At 73.4% G+C, this 23,702-nt stretch carries 20 protein-coding genes; 4 read left to right on the top strand and 16 right to left on the bottom strand.

The features are described 5' to 3' along the window. Positions 1-30: 30 nt before the first annotated feature. The 4 genes from ACFV3R_RS22115 to ACFV3R_RS22100 are packed head-to-tail and all read right to left on the bottom strand — an operon-like array spanning position 31 to position 4,376. A complete protein-coding gene (locus ACFV3R_RS22115; RefSeq protein WP_385585639.1) occupies positions 31-1,236 on the bottom strand; it encodes a glycoside hydrolase family 76 protein in 1,206 nt (401 codons plus the stop codon). Positions 1,237-1,285: 49 nt separating this feature from the next. Beyond that, a complete protein-coding gene (locus ACFV3R_RS22110) occupies positions 1,286-2,107 on the bottom strand; it encodes a carbohydrate ABC transporter permease (protein ID WP_385585636.1) in 822 nt (273 codons plus the stop codon). Further along, positions 2,104-3,066, bottom strand: coding sequence for a carbohydrate ABC transporter permease (locus tag ACFV3R_RS22105; RefSeq protein ID WP_385585634.1), 963 nt, complete (start codon positions 3,064-3,066; stop codon positions 2,104-2,106). Before ACFV3R_RS22105 ends, ACFV3R_RS22110 begins: the two co-directional genes overlap by 4 nt. Beyond that, positions 3,063-4,376, bottom strand: a complete 1,314-nt coding sequence (locus ACFV3R_RS22100; RefSeq protein WP_385585631.1) for an ABC transporter substrate-binding protein — start codon at positions 4,374-4,376, stop codon at positions 3,063-3,065. The genes ACFV3R_RS22105 and ACFV3R_RS22100 overlap by 4 nt, the downstream gene beginning before the upstream one ends. Positions 4,377-4,699: 323 nt before the next feature. On the opposite strand from ACFV3R_RS22100, the gene ACFV3R_RS22095 reads away from it, so the two are divergent. Genes ACFV3R_RS22095 through ACFV3R_RS22085 form a run of 3 tightly spaced genes read left to right on the top strand, consistent with a single transcriptional unit; the run spans position 4,700 to position 8,419 of the window. Beyond that, positions 4,700-6,418 (top strand): class I mannose-6-phosphate isomerase, encoded by a 1,719-nt coding sequence (locus ACFV3R_RS22095; RefSeq protein ID WP_385585628.1) that lies wholly within the window; start codon positions 4,700-4,702, stop codon positions 6,416-6,418. Further along, positions 6,415-7,338, top strand: coding sequence for an ROK family protein (locus ACFV3R_RS22090; protein WP_385585625.1), 924 nt, complete (start codon positions 6,415-6,417; stop codon positions 7,336-7,338). The genes ACFV3R_RS22095 and ACFV3R_RS22090 overlap by 4 nt, the downstream gene beginning before the upstream one ends. Before the next feature lie 43 nt (positions 7,339-7,381). Beyond that, entirely contained in the window at positions 7,382-8,419 is a 1,038-nt protein-coding gene (locus ACFV3R_RS22085; protein ID WP_385585622.1) for a LacI family DNA-binding transcriptional regulator, read from the top strand. Positions 8,420-8,485: 66 nt separating this feature from the next. Here ACFV3R_RS22085 and ACFV3R_RS22080 read toward each other — a convergent pair whose 3' ends face one another. The 12 genes from ACFV3R_RS22080 to ACFV3R_RS22025 all read right to left on the bottom strand — a co-directional run bounded on the left by ACFV3R_RS22080 (position 8,486) and on the right by ACFV3R_RS22025 (position 21,216). Next, positions 8,486-9,595, bottom strand: a complete 1,110-nt coding sequence (locus ACFV3R_RS22080) for an alpha-hydroxy acid oxidase (RefSeq protein ID WP_385585619.1) — start codon at positions 9,593-9,595, stop codon at positions 8,486-8,488. Continuing rightward, positions 9,592-10,848, bottom strand: coding sequence for an ATP-grasp domain-containing protein (locus ACFV3R_RS22075; RefSeq protein ID WP_385585616.1), 1,257 nt, complete (start codon positions 10,846-10,848; stop codon positions 9,592-9,594). Before ACFV3R_RS22075 ends, ACFV3R_RS22080 begins: the two co-directional genes overlap by 4 nt. A 38-nt stretch (positions 10,849-10,886) precedes the next feature. Beyond that, positions 10,887-11,807 carry a branched-chain amino acid transaminase gene (locus tag ACFV3R_RS22070; RefSeq protein ID WP_385585613.1) on the bottom strand — a complete coding sequence of 307 codons (921 nt, stop codon included), beginning with the start codon at positions 11,805-11,807 and terminating at the stop codon, positions 10,887-10,889. Then, entirely contained in the window at positions 11,804-13,087 is a 1,284-nt protein-coding gene (locus ACFV3R_RS22065; protein WP_385585610.1) for a GNAT family N-acetyltransferase, read from the bottom strand. The genes ACFV3R_RS22070 and ACFV3R_RS22065 overlap by 4 nt, the downstream gene beginning before the upstream one ends. Then, entirely contained in the window at positions 13,084-14,346 is a 1,263-nt protein-coding gene (locus tag ACFV3R_RS22060) for an acetyl-CoA carboxylase biotin carboxylase subunit family protein (protein ID WP_385585607.1), read from the bottom strand. The genes ACFV3R_RS22065 and ACFV3R_RS22060 overlap by 4 nt, the downstream gene beginning before the upstream one ends. Next, positions 14,343-15,446 (bottom strand): Ldh family oxidoreductase, encoded by a 1,104-nt coding sequence (locus ACFV3R_RS22055; protein WP_385585605.1) that lies wholly within the window; start codon positions 15,444-15,446, stop codon positions 14,343-14,345. Before ACFV3R_RS22055 ends, ACFV3R_RS22060 begins: the two co-directional genes overlap by 4 nt. After that, positions 15,443-16,924, bottom strand: coding sequence for a GNAT family N-acetyltransferase (locus ACFV3R_RS22050; protein ID WP_385585602.1), 1,482 nt, complete (start codon positions 16,922-16,924; stop codon positions 15,443-15,445). Before ACFV3R_RS22050 ends, ACFV3R_RS22055 begins: the two co-directional genes overlap by 4 nt. After that, on the bottom strand, positions 16,921-18,222 hold the full coding sequence (locus ACFV3R_RS22045; protein WP_385585599.1) for a KamA family radical SAM protein: 1,302 nt from the start codon (positions 18,220-18,222) through the stop codon (positions 16,921-16,923). The genes ACFV3R_RS22050 and ACFV3R_RS22045 overlap by 4 nt, the downstream gene beginning before the upstream one ends. Positions 18,223-18,283: 61 nt before the next feature. Beyond that, complete coding sequence (locus ACFV3R_RS22040; RefSeq protein ID WP_385585597.1) at positions 18,284-19,318, bottom strand: diiron oxygenase; 1,035 nt, start codon at positions 19,316-19,318, stop codon at positions 18,284-18,286. Between the two features lie 86 nt (positions 19,319-19,404). After that, complete coding sequence (locus tag ACFV3R_RS22035) at positions 19,405-20,130, bottom strand: TauD/TfdA family dioxygenase (RefSeq protein WP_385585594.1); 726 nt, start codon at positions 20,128-20,130, stop codon at positions 19,405-19,407. A 395-nt stretch (positions 20,131-20,525) separates the two neighbouring features. Beyond that, positions 20,526-20,735, bottom strand: a complete 210-nt coding sequence (locus ACFV3R_RS22030) for a hypothetical protein (RefSeq protein WP_385585592.1) — start codon at positions 20,733-20,735, stop codon at positions 20,526-20,528. Positions 20,736-20,829: 94 nt separating this feature from the next. Next, the gene (locus ACFV3R_RS22025; protein WP_385585589.1) at positions 20,830-21,216 is read right to left on the bottom strand and encodes a hypothetical protein; all 387 of its coding nucleotides are present in this window, start codon (positions 21,214-21,216) and stop codon (positions 20,830-20,832) included. Between the two features lie 812 nt (positions 21,217-22,028). Between ACFV3R_RS22025 and ACFV3R_RS22020 the strand changes: the two genes are divergently transcribed. Further along, entirely contained in the window at positions 22,029-23,363 is a 1,335-nt protein-coding gene (locus ACFV3R_RS22020; protein WP_385585586.1) for an MFS transporter, read from the top strand. Positions 23,364-23,702 lie beyond the last annotated feature (339 nt).

Raw genomic sequence — 23,702 nt, 5'->3', positions numbered from 1 at the left:
GCGTTGGGGTGCGGTGGTGGGTCCGCCGCGTCAGGAAGGCCGGCGGCGCTGGTGGGTGGCATCGGCGAGGGTGGCGAAGATCTGGACCATGGCGGACTGGTCGAGGGTCGCGGCCGGCGCGGTGGGGTCGTAGTCACCGCCGCCCGAGGCCTGGAAGCGGAACAGGCCGCCGGCGGCGTCCCGGTTGGTGCGGTAGGTGCTGTCCGCGTAGGCGCTCATGGCCTTCAGGTAGGCGGGGTCCGGGCGGACGGAGTCCAGGTCGAGCAGGTCCTTGAAGTAGAAGGCGTTGAAGACGGCCGGCTGGTCGTGCAGGCGGCTGCCGGCGGTCCAGTACGCCAGGGAGCCGCGGGCGTCCGCCACGGCCCTCTTCAGGTATCCGGCGTCACCGGTGCCGCGGTAGAGCGCGGTGGCGGCCCCGATCATGGAGCCCGAGTTGTAGGTCCACAGCGTCCCGTTGACGCTGCCGTCGTCACCGCGGTCGTTGACGTACAGGCCGGGTGCCTTGCGCATGCACGAGTACACCCAGCCGTACCACTGCTGCGCCGCCTCCAGGTAGGCGCGGTTGCGGGTGTGTTCGTAGAGCCGGGCGGCGAGCTGGGCCGAGAGGGCGGTGACGTTGGTGGCCCGGATGTCGTTGCCGGGCGCGTCGTACCAGTCCATTCCGCCCGGGCAGGTCCGGCTGCCGTCGCCGTCCCAGGCCCGGGAGACGACGGGCACGGCCTGTTCGGCCCGCTTCAGGGACCGTGCGTCGCCGGTGGCCTCGTACTGGTCGAGCTGGGTCAGGGCGACCACGGCGTTGTCGTCGTAGTACACGTCGCCGCCGGGGCCCAGGGGGGCGGGCAGGGACGAGGCGTAGCCCGGGCGCGGGCCGGAGGTGTGGTAGAGCTCGGCCGTGCCGAGCCGGTACGCCGCGTCACGCCGGTAGGAGGCCCCGGTGCTCGGGAGATCCTGCATGTCGACGGCTGCCTGTGCGGCCTCGCGGAACGACCACAGGTAGGAGTGGTCCGGGTCGGCGGGTTGGCGGGGTGTGTGCTCCAGGTACAGGCCGTGGCCCTCGGGGCCCTCGTAGAGGTGGTGCTGGAGGGCGCGGTAGGTGCTGGTGGCACGTTGGGCCCAGGTCTCGGAGGAGACCGGGCGGGTGGGTGCGGGGCTGAGGGCACGGGCGGGGGCGGCGGCCCAGAGCAGGCCGGCGCAGAGGACGGGAGCGGTGGCGCGGATGAGCAGCGATCGCAGCAAGTGTGGTTCCCTTCGCGGCGTTTCAGGAGGGCGCGGACAGCCCGCGGGCTCAGCTGTGGATCTTCAGGCTGCTGACGAAGAAGCGCTGGGCGGAGAAGAAGAGCACCAGGGTCGGCAGCGAGACCAGGAGGGCGCCGGCAAGCACGACGGGCGGTCCGACGTTGGAGTAGTTGCCCTGCAGGTCGGCGAGCGCGGCCATGACGGGCCGGATGTTGCGGCTGGTGACCATGGTGATGCCGAACATGAGGTCGTTCCAGACGGCCACGAACTGGAAGACGAACACCGCGATCACGGCGGACCGGGTCAGCGGGACGTGGACCTGCCAGAACACCCGCCACCACGACGCACCGTCCATGCGTGCGGCCTCCACGACCTCCCGCGGCAGCGTCAGGGCGTGGTTGCGCAGGACGAAGAAGGCGAACGGGACCGCGATCGCCGTGTAGATCAGCACGAGGCCGGTCTGGGTGTCGTACAGCGAGGTGTGCGCGTACGACAGGAACAGGGGCCGGAGGAAGACCTGCAGGGGCAGCAGGGTGCCGGAGTAGATCACCCAGAACCACCAGGACCGCCGCCTGACGGGCATGACGATCGTCGCGAAGGCGGCGAAGGCGGCGACCACCGCGGCGGCCACGGCGCTGACCACGGCGTACAGGAGGCTGTTGCCGAGGGCCGGGCCCAGGTCGGCCCTGTCCCAGGCCTGGGACATGTTGTCCAGCAGCGCGAAGTCCCGGGGCAGCCAGTGCGGGCTGCCGGAGTAACCCCCCACGGGCACCATCGCGTTGACGACGAGGAGCCAGGTGGGGACCAGCCACAGCACGGCCAGTATCGCGAGGGCGGTGTTGCGCAGCACTCGGCCAGCGGACATCGTCATGCGCCTTTCACGTCGAGTTGGCGGCGCAGGTAGAGCCAGGAGGCCGCCAGCACGATCACGGTGAGGACGACCGCGATCGCCGCTCCGGCGCCGGGCCGCAGGTCCAGGAAGGTCTCGTTGTACATGGACACGGCGAGTGTCTCGGTGGCCCGCCCCGGGCCGCCCTGGGTCAGGACCCAGATCAGGTCGAAGGACTTGAGGCCGTTGACCAGGCTCATACCGATCACGACGATCGACACCGGGCGGAGCTGCGGCAGGACGATGTGGCGGAACTGCTGCCGGCCCCCGGCACCGTCCAGGGCGCCGGCCTCCAGGGTCTCGGCCGGGATGGACTGCAGTCCGACCAGGAAGAGGATGACGGCCACGCCCGTGGCCTGCCAGGCGTTGGCGAGGATCATCACGACGGTGTTGCCGGGCCATGTCAGCAGCCAGCCGTGGGCCCACGAGTCCAGCCCGAGGCCGGTCAGGACCTGGTTGACGGCACCGTCCGTGGTGAGCATGAAGTTCCACACCACCGCCACCGCGGAGCCCGACAAGGCGTAGGGCAGGACGACGCACAGCCGTACGAGGCGTGAGAAGCGGCCGGCGTTGGTCATGCAGGCGATGGCGAGCCCGAGCACGAAGGGGAGCACGACCGTGCCCGCCACCCACATCAGGGTGTTCTGGAGGGCACGGGACAGCGCCGGGTCGGAGGCGAACAGCGCGTAGTTGGCGAACCAGCTGAACGGCGAGGTCCGCGTGTCGCTGAAGAGGCTCCGGTAGATCGTCCAGCCGAACGGGGCCAGCAGGAACAGTGCGACCAGGAGGACGGCCGGCGCCAGGAACCCGCCGGCCACCAGGCGCTCACCTGCCCTGTGCCTGGTGCGGGCCGGGTGGGAGCGCCGCCTCGCGCTCCCGGGCGCTGCCGGAGCGCCGACCGCTCCCGCCGGTCGGCGGTCGGTCGTGGAGGGGGTACTCATGCTTCGTCTCGCTTCCAGGCCGCCCATTCCTCGCGTGCGCGCTCCTGCATCCGGCGCAGCGTGGCGGCGGGAGAGGTCTGCCCGGCCATGAACCCGCCGAGGTCGTCGGTGTTGCCCTGGATCAGGCTGGGCGGGCCGGACTCCCAGTAGCGGACCAGGGCGAGCCGGTGATTGCGGGCGATGTCCCGTTGGAGTCCGGCCACCACCGGGTTGCTGGAGCGCACCCGGGGGTTGGCGGAACTGTCCTGCAGGAAGTCGCTCCACACCCGCTGGACGGACGGGTCGAGCCATGCCGCGACGTTCGCCGTCGCGGCCTCGTGCGAGGCGGCGCGGCTGGGCACCGCGAAGACGCCCGACTCGGCGATCACGCTCTCGGGAGTGGCGGGCCGCACCACCGGCAGGAAGAAGGCTCCGTAGTCGGTACCCGGTCTCATGCCTGCCGCCGACATCCCTGACGCCTGCCAGGTGCCGTGCAGGAACATGCCCACCGTCCCCTCCTTCAGCGCGCCGGGGCCGCGGGCCTGGTCGAAGTCGGGCGAGGTCATCCACCCCTTGCGCAGGAAGTCGTGCCAGATGTCCATTGCCCGGCGGGCCGGATCGTCGGTGTAGGAGGCTTCGCCGGCCACCAGCCGCTGGTAGAAGCGGGGGTCGACCTTGCTGACCAGTTCCTGAAACCACTCGATCGCGGGCCAGCCGCCCACCTGGCTCGCCAGGAACGGCGTGATCCCGTTGCGCTTGAGGACCTCGGCGCAGTGCAGGAGCCCGGCCCAGCTGCCCGGGGCGGACAGGCCCAGTTTCCGGAACACCGGCTTGCTGTAGAAGAGCACGTAGTACGACTCGTACAGCGGAATCCCCATCGCCTTTCCGCGGTAGGACACGGCCTCCCGCGACGTGCGGCGCACCCACCCCTTGGCCGCGTACCCCTCCCAGATGCGCGTCAGGTCGGTGAGCCCGCCGGCTCGCGCCAGACGCTTGAGCTGATAACCGGAGGCCCATTTGACGAGGTCGGTGGAGTTCGAGGTCTGCAGGGTCATCTGCACGACCTGCTGGTAGGAAGTGACCGACGGGTTCGACAGCGGTCTGAGTGCGTACCCGGTGATCTTCGCCAGCTCGCGGCCGGCCGCGCGGTAGCCGTCGTCCCAGGTGGCGTTGTCGTTGGAGATGCTGGTGGTCCCGGGCTGCGCGGACGTGCTCGCCCCCCGGGCGCAGCCTCCCGCCGCCACGGCGACCGTTCCGGCGGCCGCCCCGGCGAGGAAGCGGCGCCGGGCAAGCGGCGCGGCCGCACTGCCGGTCCTGCCCGATGCTGACATTGATCCCCTTCACGGACTCGGTCCACCTGGCCGGATGTGTCACAGGGCACGCATGACACCGGAGAGTTCCCGGAGCTACCCGCTGCGTGTTGCGGTGAGGTTAACGACACCATTCGCACGGCAGCAAGAGTCCGAAGCGGAAAAGAATCCAGATCAAGGGAAGCCCTCGTAAACATGCAGGTAGAAGACGTGCCTACAGAGCGAGAAGGCGACGGGACGCTCATGAACACCTTCAGCCAAGCACTGTTATCGTTAACTACCTCATTGGCCAGACCTCGTTGACGAACCTCGTCAGGCGCCGTGGAGCCGAGTAAGGAGCGGATGTGTCCGTGTTGCGTTCGTACGACCCTCTCCCCAGCTACCAGCCGGTCGCCGGGGAGGTGGCAGCCGGCTGGTCGGCTGCGGCGGTGGACCTGCCGCGCGGCCCGCTCCTCCTGGCAGTCGACGGTCCCGCGGCCCTTGACTGGGCAGCGCTGACCGAGGGCCTGGCGGCGGCCGTGCGCTCCACAGGCCGCGAGGTGGACCTCCTCGACGTCCGCGACCAGTACGCGGCGGCGGCCCGGGAGCGGTTGGCCGCCCAGCCCGTTCCCCCCGGCGACCCGTTCTTCACCCCGCTCTCCCAGGGGCAGGTCGCGGACCTGTTCGACTCCGTTCCGCAGCCCGAGCGGCCTGCGCAGGACGGGGTGAGGGTGGTGTTCGGTCCGGGCGCATCGCTGTGCGCACCGGACGTGCTGTGGTACGCGGACCTGCCGAAGCGCTACGCCGAGGCGGCCGTGTCGAAGGGCGAGCTGCCGGTCGGCGTCAACCTGGGGCGTCCCGGCGAGCCCGGCGACCTGGTGCGCCTGTTCTACACCGACTGGCCCGTCCTGGACCGGCACCGCGACGCGATCGCGGGCCGGGTCGACCGGTGGATCGACGTGCAGGACCCGGCCCGCCCGGCCTCGCTGGACGGTGTCGCACTGCGCAGCACCCTGGCGCACCTGGCCCGGGGCCCGGTACGCACCCGCCCGTACTTCAACTCCACCCCGTGGGGCGGCAAGTGGGCGGTGGCGGAACTCGGCTTCACTCCACAGGCCGGCAACACGGCGCTCGGCTACGAGCTGATCGCGCCCGAAGCGGGGGTCCTCGTCGGCGAGAGGGGCCGGGCCCAGGTCGAGGTCCCGTTCCAGCTGCTGTGCGTCGAGCACCCCGAGGACATGCTCGGTGAGGACGTGCACCGCCGGTTCGGCACCTCCTTCCCGATCCGGTTCGACTACCTCGACACGATGGGCGGCGGCAACCTGTCCCTGCACCTCCACCCGCAGGAGCAGTACATGCGGGAGGTGTTCGGCTGGCCGTACACCCAGCACGAGACGTACTACGTCACCGCCAGTGAGGACGGCGCCCGGGTACTGCTCGGCCTCACCGAGGAGGCGGACCCCGACACGATGCGCCGCCAGGTGGAGGACGCCATCGACAACGGCGTCCCGATGCCAGTCGAGGACCACGTCCAGTCGCACCCGGCGACGGTGGGCCAGTTGTTCATGATCCCGGCGGGCACACCGCACGCCTCCGGCGCGGGCAACCTGGTACTGGAGGTGAGCGCGACCCCCTACCTGTACTCCCTGCGGTTCTACGACTGGCTGCGCAAGAACGCCGCCGGCGCCTCCCGGCCGCTGCCCTACGCACACGGCTTCGCCAACCTGGACACCGCCCGGCGCGGGGAGGACGTCACCAAGGACCTCGTCCAGCAGCCGCGTACGCTCCGCTCCGAAGAGGGCTGGCGCGAGGAGGTCATCGGCGCGCTGCCCGAGATGTTCTACGCGGTGCACCGCCTCGTCGTCGCCCGCGGTGCCTCCGTTCCCGACGACACCGCGGGCCGCTTCCACATCCTCAACGTCGCCGCGGGCGAGGGAGCCGTCATCGAGACCCGCGACGGCCGCACGCACACGCTGGCCTTCGCGGAGACCGTCACCGTCCCCGCCGCGGTCGGCCCGTACCGCATCCGCGCACTGGGCGGCGACGAGGTGCAGATCGTCAAGGCGCTGGTGGTCGAACCGTGACCGTGGCCCCCACGGTGCCGGTCCCCGTCCTCGACGTCGGCGGTACGCATGTCACCGCCGCGCTCGTGGACCTCGCCACAGGCCGCCCGGTCCCCTCCACGGTGATCCGCGAGTCCCTGGAGCCCCACGCGGAAGCCGACGACATCCTCGACGCCATCGCCTCCGCCGCCCTGGCGCTGCCGACCGGGCACGGCCTGGGCTGGGGTGTGGCGATGCCCGGCCCCTTCGACTACACCACCGGCATCGGCCGCTTCGCAGCCGTGGGGAAGTTCGAGTCCCTCTGCGACGTCGACGTCGGGGCCGGGCTGCGCAGTCGGCTGTCCGGCCGGTGCGAGCGGCTGTGCTTCCTCAACGACGCCGACGCCTTCGCCGTGGGCGAGTACGGCTCCGGTGCCGCCGCGGGCCACCACCGCGTCGTCTGCCTGACCCTGGGCACGGGTGTCGGGTCCTCGTTCCTGTCCGGCGGCCGCCCTGTCCACTCCGGCCCCCTGGTTCCGCCGAGCGGCCACGTGCACCACCTGACGGTGCACGGCCGGCCGTTGGAGGACACCGTCTCGCGTCGCGGCATCCGCGCCCACTACGCCCGCCTCTCCCCGGCGGCGGGCGAGCAGACCCTGCCCGACGTCCGTGAGATCGCCGCACGCGCCAAGAAGGGCGACACCGCGGCGGCACAGGCCTTCCGCTACGCTTTCGACGCACTCGGCCAGGCCCTGGCCCCGTGGACCGGCCGCTTCGAGGCCACCGCGGTGGTCATCGGCGGCTCCATGGCCAAGTCGTGGGACCTGGTCCACCCGGCGCTCAGCGCAGGGCTGGCTGCGGCCGGCAGAGCGGAGGTACCCGTCCTGCCCGCCCGGCAGCCCGAGGAGGCGCCCCTGATCGGGGTCGCCCGCTGGGCACGGGGCATGGCGGATGCCCCGTGAGGGCCAGGCACCGATGCAGGCAGCCAGAGGAAGGGACAGGGCCATGACCGCTCGCCGGGGCAGCGGGCCGACCATGCACGACGTCGGCAAGCTCGCGCAGGTCAGCGCCATGACCGTCTCCCGCGTACTGAAGAACGACCCCGGCGTGTCGGAAGCGACCCGCGAGCGGGTCTTCGCGGCGGTCGACCGACTTGGCTACCGCCGCAACCAGACCGCGCGCAGTCTCCGCCTCGGGGGCAGCGGGATGATCGGCCTCGTGGTCACCAACCTCGCCAACCCCTTCTACTCACGCCTCGCGCTGGGCGTGCAGGAAGTGGCGACGGAGTACGGGTTCCGGATGCTGCTCAGCAACTCCGGCGAGCAGGCCGACCGGGAACCGGAACTCGTCGACGGACTCGTCGACCACCAGGTCGAAGGGCTGATCGTCGTCCCGGCGGGCAGCCGGCAGCAGCACCTGGCCGACGCCATGCGGCACGTCCCGGTCGTTCTCGCCGCGCGACCGCCCGCCGGACTCGACACCGACTGCGTACTGGTCGAGGACTTCCACGGCGCGCGGGAAGCCACCGCCTGCCTCCTGGCCGACGGGCACACCCGCGTCGCCTTCCTCGGCAACCCGCCGGCGCTCTACACCGGCGCCGAACGGCTGCGCGGCTTCTGGGCAGCGCACGAAGAAGTCGGCATCGAGCCGGACAACGCCCTCATCCGCCAGGGCCTGGTCGACTCCGCCACGGCAGAGCAGGCGACGGGCGAACTCCTCGGGCAGGCCCACCGCCCCACCGCGCTCTTCTGCACCAACAACCGCATCAGCCAGGGCGCGATCCGGGCCCTGTACCGAGCCGGAACCACCCTTCCCGTCGCCGGTTTCGACGACTTCGACCTGTCCGACATCCTCGGTCTGCCGCTGACTCTCGTCTCCTACGACGCCGACGAGATCGGCCGCCGGGCCGCACGTCTGCTGATCGACCGCCTCGGGCACCACGACACGGCGCCGCCGGCCTCCCGACGCGTCACCGTCCCCACCCGCGTCGTCCGCCACGGCACCCCCTCCGGGGCCGGGCCGGGCCCGGCCCCCGGCGGCTGAGGCCCGAGCCGGGACGCCTGCCGTCCAGGCGGCCGCCGGCACGGCAGCCCGGCGTCCGCGGGCACCTCACCAGGCCGGGCCGACGAGGTCCGGGGTGAGGGCGGTCAGGTCGGGGACGCCGAGCAGGGCCAGTGCGAGTTCGGTCTCCCGGTGCAGGGCGCTCAGGGCGGCGGTGACACCCTCGGCGCCGTCCGCGGCCAGCCCCCAGACGTAGGGGCGCCCGACGGCCACGGCGTCCGCGCCGAGCGCGAGGGCCTTCACCACGTCGGTGCCGCGCCGCACCCCTCCGTCGACGAGGACCGGGACCCGGCCGTCCACTGCCGCGGCGACGGCGGGCAGGGCGGTGAGCGGGGCAACGGCGGTGTCCAGGTTGCGGCCCCCGTGGTTGGACATCCAGACGCCGATCCCGGACTCGGCGGCCCGGCGGGCGTCGTCGGCGCGTACGACGCCCTTCGCCAGTACCGGCAACCCGCAGACCGAGCGCAGCCGTTCGAGGTCGGACCAGCTGACCGCGGGGTCGATCCGCGGGTCGTGGATGCCGCCGTGTGCGGGCTCGGACGGGTTCCGGCCCGGTGCCGCGGCGCCGCCGGCCAGGTTGGCGGGCATGCCGTGGGAGGGGAGCGCGAACCCGTTGCGCAGGTCCCGTTCCCGCAGGCCGGTCACCGGGGTGTCGACGGTGACGACCAGGGCGGTGGCGCCGGCCGCCCGGGCCCGGAGCACCAGGTCCTCGGTGAGGGCCCGGTCCCGCTGCACGTACAGCTGGAACCACCACGGACCGGTGGCCGCGGCGCCGATCTCCTCCAGCGTCAGGGTGGAGAAGGTGCTCACCGTGGTGAGGGCTCCCGCGGCTGCGGCCCCCTGTAGGGTCGCCGCTTCCGCCTCGGGGTGGAACAGGCCGTGCGCAGCGGTCGGGGCCAGCAGCACCGGTGCGGGCAGGTCCGTGCCGTAGAGGGTGCAGCGGGTGTCGACGCCTGCGGTGCCGGTGAGGACCCGGGGCAGCAGGGCCAGCCGCTGGTACGCCTCGGCGTTCCAGCGCACGGTCCGCTCGTCCGCCGCGCCGCCGTCCAGATAGTCCAGGACGGCGGTGGGCAGCACCTCCCGGGCCGCCTCGTGGAAGTCGGCCAGGGTGATGCGCGGGGGGTGCGGCGGGGCACCGGACAACGGCGGGCTCGTCACAGTGCCTCCTGGTCGGCGGCGTGTACGCGCAGGTGGAAGGTGAGGCGGCCGATCGCCTCCCGGGCGGCGCCCAGTGCCTGCTCGGCGCTCGGCGCGACGGCCCGGGCGTGGGCGACCCGCGAGGCGGAGGACTCCAGGGTGCCGACGGCCGCCTCCGCCGGGACCAGCAGCTGCACCTCGGTCACCCCGGGGACGGCCCGGGCCTCGTCCAGTCCGGTGGTCCCGGCGAGCACTCCGGAGGCGGGCAGGGCGGCGAACCAGATCGCCGAACTGCGGGGCGTGCGCGGTGCGGCGAGGGTGGCGCGGATGCCGGGCAGGACCTTCTCGCCGAGGGTGTGGCGGATGAGGCAGTCGGCGATGTCGACACCGGTCACGTCGTGGGCGAGGGCCGGGATCTCGTCGCCGCCCATCCGGACGTGCGTCTCGATCACCTGCGGTCCCGACGCGCCGAGGACGATCTCGGTGTGGGTGGCGCCGGAGGTGATGCCGAGGGCGTCCAGGATCCGTTCGACGTGGTCGTGGACCTGCTTGTGCTGGGCGGGGGTGAGGGGTGCGGGGCTGACGTGGCCTAGTTCGACGAAGTGCACCGGGTCCGAGTACTTGCGGGTGACCGCGACGACCTGGTGGTCGCCGTCCTCCGAGAACGCCTCCACGCTGAACTGCGGGCCCTCGTGGAACTGCTCCACGAGCACCGAATCGCCGCAGCCGTCCCCGAGTTCGCCGCCGGCCCGGGCGAAGGCGGCTGCCGCCTCGCCGGCGTCGCGGACCAGGGTGACGCCCTTGCTGAAGGAGCCGCCGCCCGGTTTCACGATGCAGGGGGTGCCGTGTGCGGCGAGGAACGCCCGCAGTGCGTCGACGTCGGCGACCTCGGCGGAGGCCGTGGAGTCGATGCCGGCCTCCCGCAGCCGGGCCCGCATGGCGTGCTTGTCGTGGACGAGGGCCGCGGTGCGCGGGGTGTGCGCGGCCAGGCCCAGCGCCTGCCCGAGGAGGGCGCACTTGTCCTGGTCGCGCTCGCCGAAGGCCACGATCGCGGTGAACGGCTGCCGGGCGTGCACGGCTTCGGCGAGTGCGAGCCATTCGGCGTCCGGCGCCCCGGGGCTCACCCCGATGACCCGGGTGTGTTCGGTGGTCTCGCGGAGCTTGGAGAGGTAGTCCAGCCGGCAGATGACGGTGGTGCGGGTGCCGGCCCGGGCGCGGCGCAGCCGGGTGGGCAGGTCTCGGCCGCTGCCGATGACCAGGACGTGCTCGGACATGCGGGTGGACCTCGCGGGGTGGGGGCTGGCGGGGACGTTCACGGAAGGGTGAGCCAGCCGTGGGGGTCGGCCGTCCGGCCGTGCACCACGTCCTGGAAGGCCTGCCGCAGTTGCCGGGTGACCGGACCGCTGCCCGCCTCGGCGACGGGGCGGTCGTCGACGGAGGCCACGGGGACGATCTCGGCGGCGGTGCCGGTGAGGAACGCCTCGTCGGCGACGTAGAGCTCGCTGCGGGTCAGGCTCTGCTCCCGCACCTGGTGGCCCAGGTCGCGGGCGAGGGTGATGACGGTGTCCCGGGTGATGCCGGGCAGGATGTTGTCGCTGACCGGCGGGGTGGTGATCACGCCGTCGCGCACCGCGAAGACGTTGGCGGCGGAGGCCTCGGACACATGGCCGCCGGGGGTGAGCATCAGGGCGTCGTCGTAGCCGGCCCGGATCGCGGCGACCTTGGCCAGCGCGGAGTTGACGTACGCGCCGGTGGCCTTGGCCAGCGGCGGCACCGCGTGCACGCCGTTGCGCTGCCAGCTGCTGACCATCAGCCGGCAGCCCTCCTGGTCGGCCTTCTCCCCCAGGTACGAGCCCCAGGGCCAGGCCGCGATGGCGACCCGCGCGCTGTCCAGGCGCGGGGCGACACCCATGGTGCCGTACTCCAGGTAGACCAGGGGGCGCAGGTAGCCGCCCTCCAGGCCGGTGCGGCGCAGCAGTTCCAGGCTCGCCTCGACGAGTTCGTCGACGCTGTGGCCGGGGTCCATCAGGTAGACGCGTGCCGAGTCGTGGAGGCGCTGGAGGTGTTCGCGCAGCCGGAAGACGGCCGGGCCGCGGTCCGTCGGGTAGGCGCGGATGCCTTCGTAGACACCCCAGCCGTAGTGGAGGCTGGGGGTGAGCACGTGTACCTGTGCCTGGTCCCAGGGGACGAACTTGCCGTCCATCCAGATGTCGCTGGTGGGGGTGAGCTTCATCGTGCGGCTCCGTGAACGGTGGGTGCGGACGGGGGGACGCGGGAGGTGAGCGGGGTGGCCGGGGCGCCGACGCGCTCCAGCCGGCGTTCGATGCTGCGGGACTGGAGGTCCAGCACCTCGCGGAAGGCCGCGGTGTCCGGGCCGTGGAAGGCGAACCAGCCCCAGCGCGGGTGCAGCGTGCAGCCGCGCTGGAACTTGGCCTCGTAGGTGGCGAGTCCGTAGTGGATGCGGCGGATGCCGTTCTCCAGTGCCCAGCGGGTGGACTCGTGGTAGGTGAGGGCGAGGTAGCAGCCGTCGGCCTCGGGGGCGAAGCCCACGGTGCGCAGGAAGAGGGAGTCGCCCGCCCTGAGGTACAGCGCGAAGCCGAGTAGGCGGTCCTCGCGGACGGCGCCGAGGACGACGCAGGACTCGCCGATCTCCTCGCGCAGGGCGGCGAAGTCGCGGCGGACGCGCTCCTGGCCGCCGGGCAGCCCGTACTTCGCCCGGTGGGCCACCTGGAGGGCGGTCACCCTGTCGTCCAGGGCCGCCGGTCCGGTGGTGGCCACGGTGCGGAAGCCGCCCTGCTCGTACGCGGCGACCTCCTTGCGCAGTCCTCTGCGGCGGCGGCTGCTGAGCCCGGCCACGTACCCTTCCCAGTCGGCCGCGGGCAACCGGTGCACCGCCTCGGCTCCCAGGAGCGTCGCCTGGTAGCCGTCGCGGGTGGCGGCGGCGTCCACCGCCTCCGCCTCCGGCTCGCCCACGTACAGCAAGGCCGTGCTGCGGCAGCCCAGTTCGACCGCCGTCTGCTGGAGGAGGGCGGGCAGTGCGGCCATGACCGTCCGGCGCTGCTCCGGGGAGCGTCCGGGGGCGTGGGCCACGCCGTGGTGGTTGCCGAAGGTCGCGAGGGCCAGGGAGGGGTAGTGGTCGGCGCGGCCCTCGGACAGGGCGGCCGTGAGCCGGTCCCACTGTGCACGCTCGGTCTCGTCGAGGAGGTCGGGCTCGGCCATGGGCGAGGGGGTGCCGGCCAGCCGCGGGGCGTCGTAGAAGAGCAGCCCGCCGGGTTCGCGGGTGATCAGCAGTGTGGCCAGGGCCACCGGCCGGTCGGCTTCGAGGACTTGGAGGACTCGTGTGTCGTGGAGGTCGGTCCGTGCCGTGAAGCGCAGCCAGCGTGGGTCGTCCCAGACGAGTTCGGGAGCGTCCCGGCCGGTGCTCCGGTGGTGTGCCCGGTGGTGGCCGGGCGGGAGCAGCCGGGCCGTGAGCGCGCCGTGCTGCCCGGTGGCCGCCGTCGTGGTCGTGGTCATCGTGTCCCTCCTTCGGCCGGGCCGGCGACGGCCGGGACCGGAGCGGGCGGTTCGGTCTCCTCCCAGCCGAAGCCGGCGCCGACCAGGCGGCAGGTGGCGTCGAGCCGTCGTTCCAGGGCGGCGGGGTCCGGGTCGGTGACCACCCAGGTGGCGAGGAAGTCGCCGGACTTGCGCAGCCGGTAGCGCTCCCCGCTCCAGTCGTCGCCGACCCGGGTGTTGAGGACGAAGTCCCGGACTCCGGGCGGGGCTTGGGGCAGTCGGCTCACCCGGCCGGGCTTCGGTGGGATGCCGCAGAAGGCGGCCCGGGGGGCGGTGCGCGCGTGGTGCCGGACCGCGTCGAGCGCGACCGGCAGCCCGCACTCGACGCGGGCCCACAGCTCTCGCGGATCGGTGCCCAGGATGTGGCGGAGCATCGCGGGGACGGGTCCGCCACCGATCCGGGCGGCGATCTCGCACAGCACGATCCGGCCGTCGTCGGTGACGAAGAACTCCGCGTGCGCGCTGAGGGTGGCCGGGGAGGGCAGCGCGTCGACGAGCCGCCACGTCTGGTCGACCAGGCGCTGGTGGAGCGGGTCGGCGGGGTCGAGGTTGCGCGAGCCGAGCGGGGCGTCCTCCCAGTGGGTCAGGCAGCCGGCGCCGGTGTACCGGGAGGCGACGGCCGCCAGGGGCTCGCCCTCGACCCGGAAGGCGTCCACGTGGTGCAGGGCTCCGTCGACGAACTCCTCCACCTCGTGGAAACCGCCCGCCACCTGTTCGGCCAGCGCCTCCGCCCGGCCGGGAGCGTCCAGCACGTGCACTCCCGAGGACCCGGAGCCGTTCCTGGGCTTGACCACGACCCGGCCCGGGTGGGCGGCCATGAAGTCCGTGATGTCGCGCACCGTGGCGACGGGCGCGAAGGCGGGCACGGGCAGGCCGGCGGCGCCGGCGTACTGCTTCATCAGGACCTTGTCGCGGTACGCGGCGGCGGCGACGCGGTCCAGGCCGGGCAGGGCCAGCTCGTGGCGGAGGGCGGCGGCGCGCTCGACGTCCGCCTCGGCCGGCGCCAGTACGACGCGGGGCGGGTACCTGCGGGCGACCTCGCGGGCAGCGGCGAGCACGGCCGCGTCGTCGGTCCAGTCGGGGACGGTGACGACCTCGGCGAAGCCCTCGCCCACCGGGGCGCCCGCGGCGGTGACCGCGACCAGACGGCCCGCCTCCTCCGGCAGCCACTGCGCGAACGGGAGCCCGGCCTGGCGCGGGCTGATCAGGACGAGGATCACGCGGGCCCCGCCTCGGTCCCGGGGACGCCGAGCCGCACGGCCAGTTCGTCCAGCGCCGCGGCGGTGTGCGCGTCCAGGGGGATGCCGTGGACCTTCCGGTGCTGCTCGTGGGCGCGTTGCGGGTCACCGGGGGCGAGCACGGGCCGGTCCGTGGCGGCGGGCGCGGTGCGCACCGTGGTCAGCAGGTCCGCCAGTCCCCCGGTGAAGCTGTCCACGCCGGTGAAGGCTGCCGGGTCCAGGGCGAGGAGGAGGTGTCCGATGCCGCGGCCGGCTCCGGGGCTGCCCTCACCGACCTGGGAGAGCCGCCAGTCCGGCGCGGTGCCGGTCAGTACGGCGCCGAGCAGGGTGACGGCCATGGCCAGGCCCTGCCCCTTGTAGCCGCCCAGCGGCGAGAGCGCGTACGCCTGGTCGGGGTGTGTGGTGGGCCGCCCCGCGCGGTCGGTGGCCCAGCCGCCGTCCAGGTCGCGGCCTTCGGCCCGGCGCTGCTTCACCTCGCCGAAGCAGACCTGGCTGGTCGCCATGTCCAGGGCGAACTCCTGCTCGTCACTGCCCGCGGCGACGCTGATGGGGTTGGTGCCGAACAGCGGCTCGACGCCGCCGTACGGTGCCACGCGGGAGGCGGCCGAGGTGACGGCGATGCCCACCAGACCCGCCCGGGCCAGCGTGCGGGTGTAGACGGACGCGGCCCCGAAGTGGTTGGAGTTGCGCACGCCGACGGCGGCGACCCCGTACCGGGCGGCGCGTTCGGCCGCGAGGCGCGCGGCCGACAGCCCGGCCAGCACGCCCAGTGAGCCGTCGGCGTCCAGGAGCAGCCCGGCTCCGCTGTCCCGCACGACGGCCGGTTGCGCCGTCGCGCGGGCCACCCCGGTGGACAGCTCCGCGAGGTACTGCGGGAGGAGGCGCAGGCCGTGCGTGTCGATGCCGCGCAGCGAGGTGGTGACCAGCGCGTCGGCCACCTGCTCGGCCCGGTCCGCGGGCAGGCCCGCCGCGGCGAGTGCCTCCCGGGCGAGCGTGTGTGCCTGCCCTGCGGCGATGGTGCGGCCCCTCGCGGGGGGCGCGGACTCGGCCGGGGGTGTCCCGGTGGGGGCTTCGGTGGTCAACGGGTGCTCCTGTGCACGAGGTGGTGGGGGTCGTCACCGGACTGGCCGGGGGCGCCCAGGACGTCGAAACCGTGCTTGCGGTAGAAGCCGAGGGCCGCCTCGGGGACGTGGCCCCAGAGAGTGCCGGCGCCGTCCAGGGCTGCGGCGGTCAGGGCGGTGCGCAGGAGCGCGCCGCCCACACCCGTGCCGCGGACCTCGTCCAGCGTGGCCATGCCGTACAGGCGCCGGGCGCGGCCGGGGCGCGGGTCCGGCAGGGCGTGGCCGGCCGGTGGGTCCCCGGCGCACAGGGAGGCGGCGCCCACCGCGCGGCCGTGGTGCAGCGCCGCGAAGTGCCGGGTGCCGGGGTGGGCGTCCTGCGGGTGGTGGGTTGCGGGCGCGGCCTGGCGGCGTACCGGTCGCACCCGGTCGGCCGGGACCTGGTGCACGTACCAGCCGTGGGCCGCGGGGTCCGGGAGGTATCCGGAGCCCGGGCGGTCGGGCAGGTGGACGCGGCCGGTGGCGTCGAGGCCGAGCCCGTGTCCGGTGTCCACCGCGAGGAGGTCGACCACGTCGACGTCGAGGTGGTCGACGAGGCCGCCGAGGTGGGCGGTGGCGGTGACTCCCGCGGCGGACTCGGGCATGCAGCCGAGCATGGTGACCAGGCCGCGTGCGCGTGCGGCCCGCAGCATGGCGAGCGCCGGGGTGAGTCCGCCCGCCTTCATCGGCTTGACGTTGATGCCGTGGAAGGCCTGCGCGCAGGCGTCCAGGTCAGCGGGGGAGGTGATGCTCTCGTCGGCGATGACGGGGATCGGGCTGATCTCCTTGAGGGCGCGGGCGGCCTCCCAGGCGGCGCGGGGGTAGGGCTGTTCGATCAGCCGGACCCCGAGGTCGTGCAGATGGGGCAGGGCGGGGACGAGCCGGTCCGGTGCCCAGCCGCAGTTGCCGTCGATGAGGAAGGGGGCGTCGGTCTCGCGGCGCAGCCGGCGCAGGATGCCGAGGTCACCGGGGTCGGCGAGCTTGACCTTGTACGCGCACCAGCCGGGCCGCTCGCGCAGTTTGCCCACCATCACCTCGGCGGTGTCCAGGCCGATGCTGTAGCTGGAGCGCAGCCCGTGCGGCCGGTCCAGGCCCAGGGACTTCCACAGCGGGACGCCGAGCAGGCGGGAGCGCAGGTCGTGGAGGGCGGAGTCGAGGGCGGCGAGCACGAAGGGCGAGGCGGGCAGCTCGGCGGCCAGCCGGTGCCAGACGGTGTCGGCTCCGCCGTCCGGTCCGCCGAGGTCGAGCGCGGCCAGCAGGGGCGCGGTCCGCCGCAGGTCGGTGTGGAGCTGCTCCAGGCCGGAGTTGTAGTGGTCCGTCATGAAGCAGGAGGCCTCGCCGTAGCCGGACACGCCGTCCTGCTCCGCCTGGAGGACCACCGTGCGGGTCACCGGGATGGCCTCCCGCGCGGAACGCCACAGGTGGCGCTGGGTCAGGCTGGTCTCGTGCGCGGTGATCCTCACCGGTCGCCCGCCCGGGGCCCCGCGGTCTCCGGCCGGCCGGGGAACCAGGAGCCCGGCGCGGGGCGCAGTTCGTCGAACCACTCCGCCTTCGGGTCGTACCGCGCGAAGAACTGCCGTCCCACGAGCCGGGCGTCGCGGGCCTGGAGCATCCGCAGGGAGAAGACCCGCTCCCCCGCGACGGTGCACACCGAGTCCAGCAGGACCTTGCCGGGCGAGGCCGACATCACCGGGCCGCGGGCGGAGCGGGCGAGTCCGGAGACCCCGCGGATGGCGTCGTTGTAGATCTCCAGCGCCCGGGCGAGGGGGACACCGAAGTAGCTGCGGGCGCCGGTGTCCCGCTCCACGAACATGTAGTACGGCACCACGCCCAGCTCCACGAGCTGCTGCCACATCTGCGACCAGGCGTCCGCGCGGTCGTTGACGTGGGCGATCAGCGGTGCCTGGGCGCGGATGACCGCGCCGGTGGACCGCAGCCGGGCGATGGCCTTCCGCACCACCGGCGTCCGCAGTTCCCTGGGGTGGGAGAAGTGGGCCATGACCGCGACGTGCCGGCCGGCTGCGACACAGCGTTCGAGGAGCCGCAGCAGGTCGTCCGCGTCGGCGTCGTCGGTGAAGCGGGCCGGCCAGTAGGAGAGGGACTTGGTTCCGAAGCGCAGCGTGCGCACACTCTCCATGGCCGGGTCGAGCAGCGGCTCGACCCAGCGCTGCAGCACGGCGGTCTTCATGATCATCGGGTCGCCGCCGGTGAACAGGACGTCGGTCACCTCGCGGTGCTCCGTCAGGTAGCCGGTGAGGTCCGTGGGGGCGCGCAACGCCTGCCGGAGCTCGGCGACACCGACGAACTGGGCCCAGCGGAAGCAGTATCCGCAGTACGCGTGGCAGGTCTGGCCCTGCGAGGGGAAGACCAGCAGGGTCTCGTCGTACTTGTGCTGGAGCCCGTCCAGCCGGCGCCCGTCCAGGGTCGGCACGTTGGCCTCCAGCTGGTCCCCGGGGTGCGGGTTGAGGAGCTCCTGGGCGTCTGCTGCGGCCTTGCGCAGGACCTCGCGCGACGCCCCGCCGTCGTGGAGGGCGGCGATGCTGTCGAAGACGTCCGGCGGAAGCATGTCGCGGTGCGGGAAGGTGAGCCGGAAGATCGGGTCGTCGGGCGCCGCCGACCAGTCGACGAGCTGGTCGGCGACGTACTCGTTCACCTTGAAGGGCAGGACGGAGGAGACGACGCGCAGGTCGCGCAGGTACTCCTGCGACATCCCGCGGGCGCGGGCGAGCGCCGCCAGGCGTTCGTGGGAGTAGGTCTTCACACGGAATCCTTGGGGGTCCTCGGTGGCGGGACGGCCGTCACCGGTCGCGTGCCGGGCAGCGTCAGTGGGCGATGTGGGAGCGGGACCAGTCGAAGTCCACCTCGTCGGCCACGCCCATCTGCTCGACCAGCTTGTGCAGTCCGGTGTAGTCGCGGACCAGCCGTCCGCGTCCCGCCTGTGCCTGGCAGTCCGCGAGCATCTCGTGCCCGCCCTCGACGCCGGCGAGGTCGATGATGCGGTGCCAGGTGGAGTAGTCGTTGGCCACGAAGGCGTCGAGGCCCTCCATCAGCATGTCCAGGAAGTACCTGCGCCGACGGGCGTCGAGGTGGTGGTAGACCATCTCGGCCAGCACGTGCGAGATGGAGGCGTGGCAGTACTCGTCACGGTTGTGGAGCTTCGCGGTCGTGCTGTTGATGGGCTGGATCGCGGTGTCCTCGGCGAGCAGGTCGAGGTAGGCGTTGATGGAGATCTCCGAGACGGTGGCGAAGGCCAGCGTCGTCAGCGACTTCTCCCAGCGCTCCCCGGCCCGGTCCCGCAGTTCCTGGTGGACGCGTGCGGTGTGGGAGAGCGGCAGCGCGTTGTCCGGCATGGCGTTCCCCCGCCGCCGGCGCGTCACCGCGCTCGCGTTGAGGTGCATGAGCGTGTGGTACTGCTCGTCGACCATCGCCTGCGCCAGCGAGAGGTTGAGCGCCTCCCCGGTGAGACCCGGGTACTCCCCCTCCATGACCAGCGCGAAGGCGGGGTTGGCCACCTTCTGCTCGGCCATGACGGTGTGCCGGTTGTACGCGATCCAGGCCCAGCTCAGCACTTCGGACCGCTTCTCGGGGTCCAGGCCCTGGAAGGTCGGGTGGTCGTGGAAGGGCAGGATGCGCTCGGGGTAGTCCGCGCGGGAGGGGTCGAAGAGCTCGTCGAGGTCCGGCTCGTCCCGCTTGACGGTGGCGCGACGGTGCCAGTTGCCGACGAGCCGGCGGATCACCGCGTTCTCCACCGGGTCGTCCGGGTCGAAGGTGGGGATGCCCTCGGGGAGCGGGGGGCCCGGGATCTCCTGCCCGACCGCCTCTTCGGGGCCTTCGAGGGTCGGGGTGTCGCTGCTCATCACATTCCTCACAGGGGGCGGTGCCGGCGGGCACCGCGGGGTCGGGGGCGTCGCCTTCCGGTGGCGCCGGTGGGCCGCGGCCGGGCTCAGGACTCCTGGAGCCAGTAGCGCGTCAGGTGGCGCCGCGCGTCGCTGTAGGAGGAGCGGGCGTGCAGCATCCGCTGGTTGTCCCAGATGAGGACCGAGTTCTCCGGGATGAGGACGGACACCTTGTTCTCGCGGAAGAACGCCTCGGCCCGCACGGCGAGTTCTGCGCCCAGAGCACCCAACGGCAGTTGCCCGGCGGGGACGTCGGCGTCGACCGGCGGGTCGTAGTGCCCGGCCGTCAGCAGGTTGTAACTGAACCGGACGATGTCGCGGCCCCCGGGGGTGCTCTCCACCACGGGGCGGCGCACTCCCGCGGCGCCGGTGCCGGCGGTGTTGTGGCCCACCCAGTCGACGCCCTCGCCGTGCACCGCCCGGCGCTCCTCCTCGCTGAGGGAGGCGACGAAGGCGTACGCGTCGGCGAGTTCGGTGTGTCCGCTGCCGCACCGGGCCTGGACCCGGCAGTGGAGCGCGAGGTAGCGGGGCGGCGGGTTCCAGCCGGGTGCCTCGGTGTGCACCAGGATGGTGTTGGTGCTCTTGGAGTAGCGCCGGTCCTCGAAGCCGGGTGCGGCCTTCACCTGGTAGCGCAGCTGCCCGTCGTACTGCGGGATCAGGGTGCCGAGGCTTTCCAGGGCCGCGGCGGCCTCTTCGTCGGTGGTGATGCCGTCGAGCAGGGTGTAGCCCTGCTCCAGGAGTTCCTGGGTACGCGGGGTGAGGGCAGTGGTCATGGTCTGTGCTGCTCCGTGTCGGGTTCCTGGGACGGGGGGACGCGGGCCGGATGGGCGCGCGCAACCACCGCCCCCGAGGGGCGGGTTCACTGGGGAACGGTTCTGCGGCGCACGGCCGGCGGGGCCGGCTCGGCGGAGGCGGTCCACGGCGTCGCAGGTGCTGGACGAGTCCGGGCCGCCGGCCGGCCTTGAGGACCCGGCGGCCGGGTGGGTCGCGGTGCACCGCGGTGCCCGGCGCGGGCCGGCACCTGTGCGTCCGTGCGCCCGGCACTCGCGGGTCTCGTGTCAGCGGGCCGGCGGTGGCGCGCTCGGTCCGGTCTCCCGGGCGAGGCGCTCGCAGGTGCCGGGGGCGCCGTGCCCAGCCGGCCCGCGGGGAGGGAAGGAGCCTTTGGTGCTCAACTGCCCCAGGTCACGTCGTCGTTGCCGATCGGGCCGGCAGTGGTCCGGGACAGGCCGCCCGTCGGCACGGTGACGGCGGCGGCGCCGTCGGCGCGTACGTGGGCGGAGGGCTGGGCGCTGCCCGGGGAGACCGCCTGAGCCATGAGGAGGGCGCCGAGCGCGATGCTGCCGGCTGCGACGGTTTCGAAAGTCGCGGTGCGTCTCACGGAACGACCTTTCGGTGGATAGCCTTCTGCTCTTCCGGCGAATTCGCGGCGTCCGCTCGGAGTGCCATTTCGCTCTCCCTCGTTCGCCGGTGCCCTACTCTGGCGACTCGCCGTTCCCTTCGGAAGGGGAAACCGGTGGACGGAACATGTTGTGTCCTATCCCGTCCACGGGTGACGGGGACGCCACCCGGTCCCAGTACTCGGGAACCAGCACCACGCCGCAGGACGTCATCCGGAAGGGCGCCAGGGGGAAATGCGCGGCAAGTGCCCGCGAGCAGAGGGCTGCGGCCCGCAGTTCCGCGACGGCCAGACTGGGCGCGGTCAGGAAAAGGCCGATCACGGGCCCGCCGAACCCGTCCGGGTCCACGCTGACGTGCTCCAGGCCGTCCCCCGGCTCGGCGCAGGACATCACCGCGGCGCACGTCCCGACGGGCAGCGGCACATCGGCGGGCCCGTCCAGAGCCACATGTACGAGATACACAGCTCCCCCTTCTCTCGCGTTCGTTCCTGTAGCGCCGGCAGTGGTTCCGGCCGGAGGCGGCACGCACACCGGTGCGTCGGCCACCCGCCGCGGGCAGTGCCCCTCGCGTTCACCCGATGTCCGGCGGACAGGCCCGTCCTGGACGGACCACGAGGTCGGCGAAGGTGGGACACCGTCTCGTCCACGGGGCAGCGGGTCGGCTCCCGAGGAGACCTCGTGACCGCACCGGGCACCACCGCACCGGCAAGCGGGCACAACCGTTCCCCCCGCAGGGGACCGATCCCGCCTGCGGCCGCCCCGGACACCGCTGCCGTGGGCCGCGGTTGCGACCCGCCGGCAGGCAGCACCTGCCCGCTTCGGGGGCCGGTGGCGCGCCGATCACGACGAGGCCACGGCCGGCCGTCCGGCATGCGACGACCATTGATACACCACCGGCAAAGTCGTGGCGCCCCTTTTCCACGACAGTCCCCCGGGGCCCGTACTGGACGGGGTCGCCCCGCTCCCCGCAGGCCGTGCGAGACCACCGGGCCGGGCGCCATGTGCTCAGGCGCCACCCGCCTGCCCGACTGTGCCCGTTTGCCCCGTCCCACCACTGGCCGGTGAATGCACTGGCCCATACCGTCCAGGCCGAAAGGGTTGATGGGGGGCGTTCAGCGGTCGCATCGTGTTCCGGGCGTGCGACGCCACGAATTCCACGGGAACCGGGAATCCGTGGCGGGTCGATGCCGTCACCCCGCGCCGATTCCCCTCGACGCGACGGCGTGATTTCGCCGCCCGAAGAAACCGGAACGATCGGCGGAGACGGTGCCCCCATGACGAACGCCTTGACCGCGGCGGTGCCCGCCCGTCCCTCGCCCCTGCGGTTCCGCGTCTTCCTCGGCGGGCAGAGCGTGTCACTGATCGGGGACGGCCTCGCGATCCTGGCGATCCCGCTGCTCGTCCTGGAGGTCAGCGGCTCCCCCTACGCGGCGGTGCTGGCCGCCATCCCGCGGACCGTCGGCTACCTGCTGGTCGGCCTGCCCGCCGGTGCGCTGGTGGACTGGCTGAACCCCCGTGACGTCATGCTGACCATGGACGTCGTACGGTTCGCGGTCTTCCTCTCCCTGGCCGTACTCGCGGCCACCTCACACCTCTCCGTCCCGGTCATCCTGGCCCTCGCGTTCGTCGCGGCGGGCGCCGGTGTGTTCTTCGAGACCGCGCTGACCGTGGCGGTGCGGGACCTGGTGGAGCCCGAGCACCTGGTGCGGACGAACTCACTCCTGGAGGCCGCGAACCAGGGCGCGCAGATCGTCGGCCCGGGGCTGGTCGGTCTGCTCTCGGCGCTGTGGGGCCTGCAGGTGGCCCTCCTGGTCAACGCCTGTACGTTCGCGGTGTCCTTCGCCACCGTCCTGCACGCACTGGGCGGCCGGGACCGGGCGGGCCGGGCCCCCTCCGCGCCGCTGCGCCAGGCCCTGCGCGAGGTGCGGGGCGACCTGGTGCGGGGGTTCCGCTGCCTGCGGTCCCTGCGGGTGGTGCTCGTGGTGACCTGCCTTCAGGCGAGCGCCAACCTCTTCCTCGCCGTCGGCTACCTCCTGGTCTTCTACCTGCGCGACACCCTCCACCTCGGCGCCTCCGCGGCGAGCGCCGTCGTCGCGGCCGGCGGCGTGGGCGGGGTGCTCGGCACCGCCGTCGCCCTCCGGCTCGGTCGCAGGATGCGGCACGAGACCCTCATCGCGCTCAGCGCGGCCTGCCTGGGCACCACGCTGGCGGGCCTCGGAGTGGCGACCTCCCTGGTCCCGCTGCTGGTGCTGAACCTGCTGCTGGGGGGCTCCACGGTGACGGCGGTGGTGCTCATCCGCACCCTGCGCCAGCGGCTGGTACCCCGGGAGTTGCTGGGCCGGGTCACCGCCACCGCCAGGGTGGCCGCGCTGGCGGCCAGCCCCGTCGGGGCGCTCGCGGGCGGTGCGCTCACCACACTCCACCACGGCGACCCCCGGCCGGTGTTCCTGGCGGCCGGGGCCCTCAGTGTCCTCACCACCGCGCTTGCCTGGGCATTCGGTCTGCGGGGCGCCTCCCGCCCTTCGTCCGGTACGGGACAGGGGGCCGCCGCGCCGGCACCGTCCGCCGCGCCCGTGCCGGAGGCCGGCGGGACCGCCGAGACACCGTGACCCGCCGGCGTCACCCGGCCGGCCTCGCGCCCCCAGCCGCCTCGCGGGCCGCCCCCGAGGGCCGTCGCCCCGAAGCCCCCCCCGACGCCGCCCGGGCACGCCGTGCACCGACCGGCCGGTCCCCCGCGCAGGCAGCCGCAGGCGACCGCGAGGCGCCGACGCCCTTCCGGCCACCCGCCCGCCCGACCGTGCCGCTGGGAGCCCCCGGCGTGCTCGGCGCCACCCGGCCCGCCGGCACGAGGCCGCCACGAGCACGGCACCGCCTCAAGAACGCGCCTTCCTCCGCGGGCTCCTCACGAGACCCGGTGTCCGGCACGGCCCCACCCGCACCAGCGGGCC

The sequence above is a fragment of the Streptomyces sp. NPDC059740 genome (assembly GCF_042733155.1).
GTDB lineage: Bacteria > Actinomycetota > Actinomycetes > Streptomycetales > Streptomycetaceae > Streptomyces.
Note: the sequence above shows the minus strand (reverse complement) of the source record. Positions and strands in the feature narration are given on the sequence as shown.

Coding starts and splice junctions, on each gene's coding strand:
- ACFV3R_RS22075 (WP_385585616.1), bottom strand. CDS start 10,848: ATGTCCGAGCACGTCCTGGTCATCGGCAGCGGCCGAGACCTGCCCACC.
- ACFV3R_RS22085 (WP_385585622.1), top strand. CDS start 7,382: ATGACCGCTCGCCGGGGCAGCGGGCCGACCATGCACGACGTCGGCAAG.
- ACFV3R_RS22035 (WP_385585594.1), bottom strand. CDS start 20,130: ATGACCACTGCCCTCACCCCGCGTACCCAGGAACTCCTGGAGCAGGGC.
- ACFV3R_RS22070 (WP_385585613.1), bottom strand. CDS start 11,807: ATGAAGCTCACCCCCACCAGCGACATCTGGATGGACGGCAAGTTCGTC.
- ACFV3R_RS22100 (WP_385585631.1), bottom strand. CDS start 4,376: ATGTCAGCATCGGGCAGGACCGGCAGTGCGGCCGCGCCGCTTGCCCGG.
- ACFV3R_RS22040 (WP_385585597.1), bottom strand. CDS start 19,318: ATGAGCAGCGACACCCCGACCCTCGAAGGCCCCGAAGAGGCGGTCGGG.
- ACFV3R_RS22065 (WP_385585610.1), bottom strand. CDS start 13,087: ATGACCACGACCACGACGGCGGCCACCGGGCAGCACGGCGCGCTCACG.
- ACFV3R_RS22110 (WP_385585636.1), bottom strand. CDS start 2,107: ATGACGATGTCCGCTGGCCGAGTGCTGCGCAACACCGCCCTCGCGATA.
- ACFV3R_RS22105 (WP_385585634.1), bottom strand. CDS start 3,066: ATGAGTACCCCCTCCACGACCGACCGCCGACCGGCGGGAGCGGTCGGC.
- ACFV3R_RS22020 (WP_385585586.1), top strand. CDS start 22,029: ATGACGAACGCCTTGACCGCGGCGGTGCCCGCCCGTCCCTCGCCCCTG.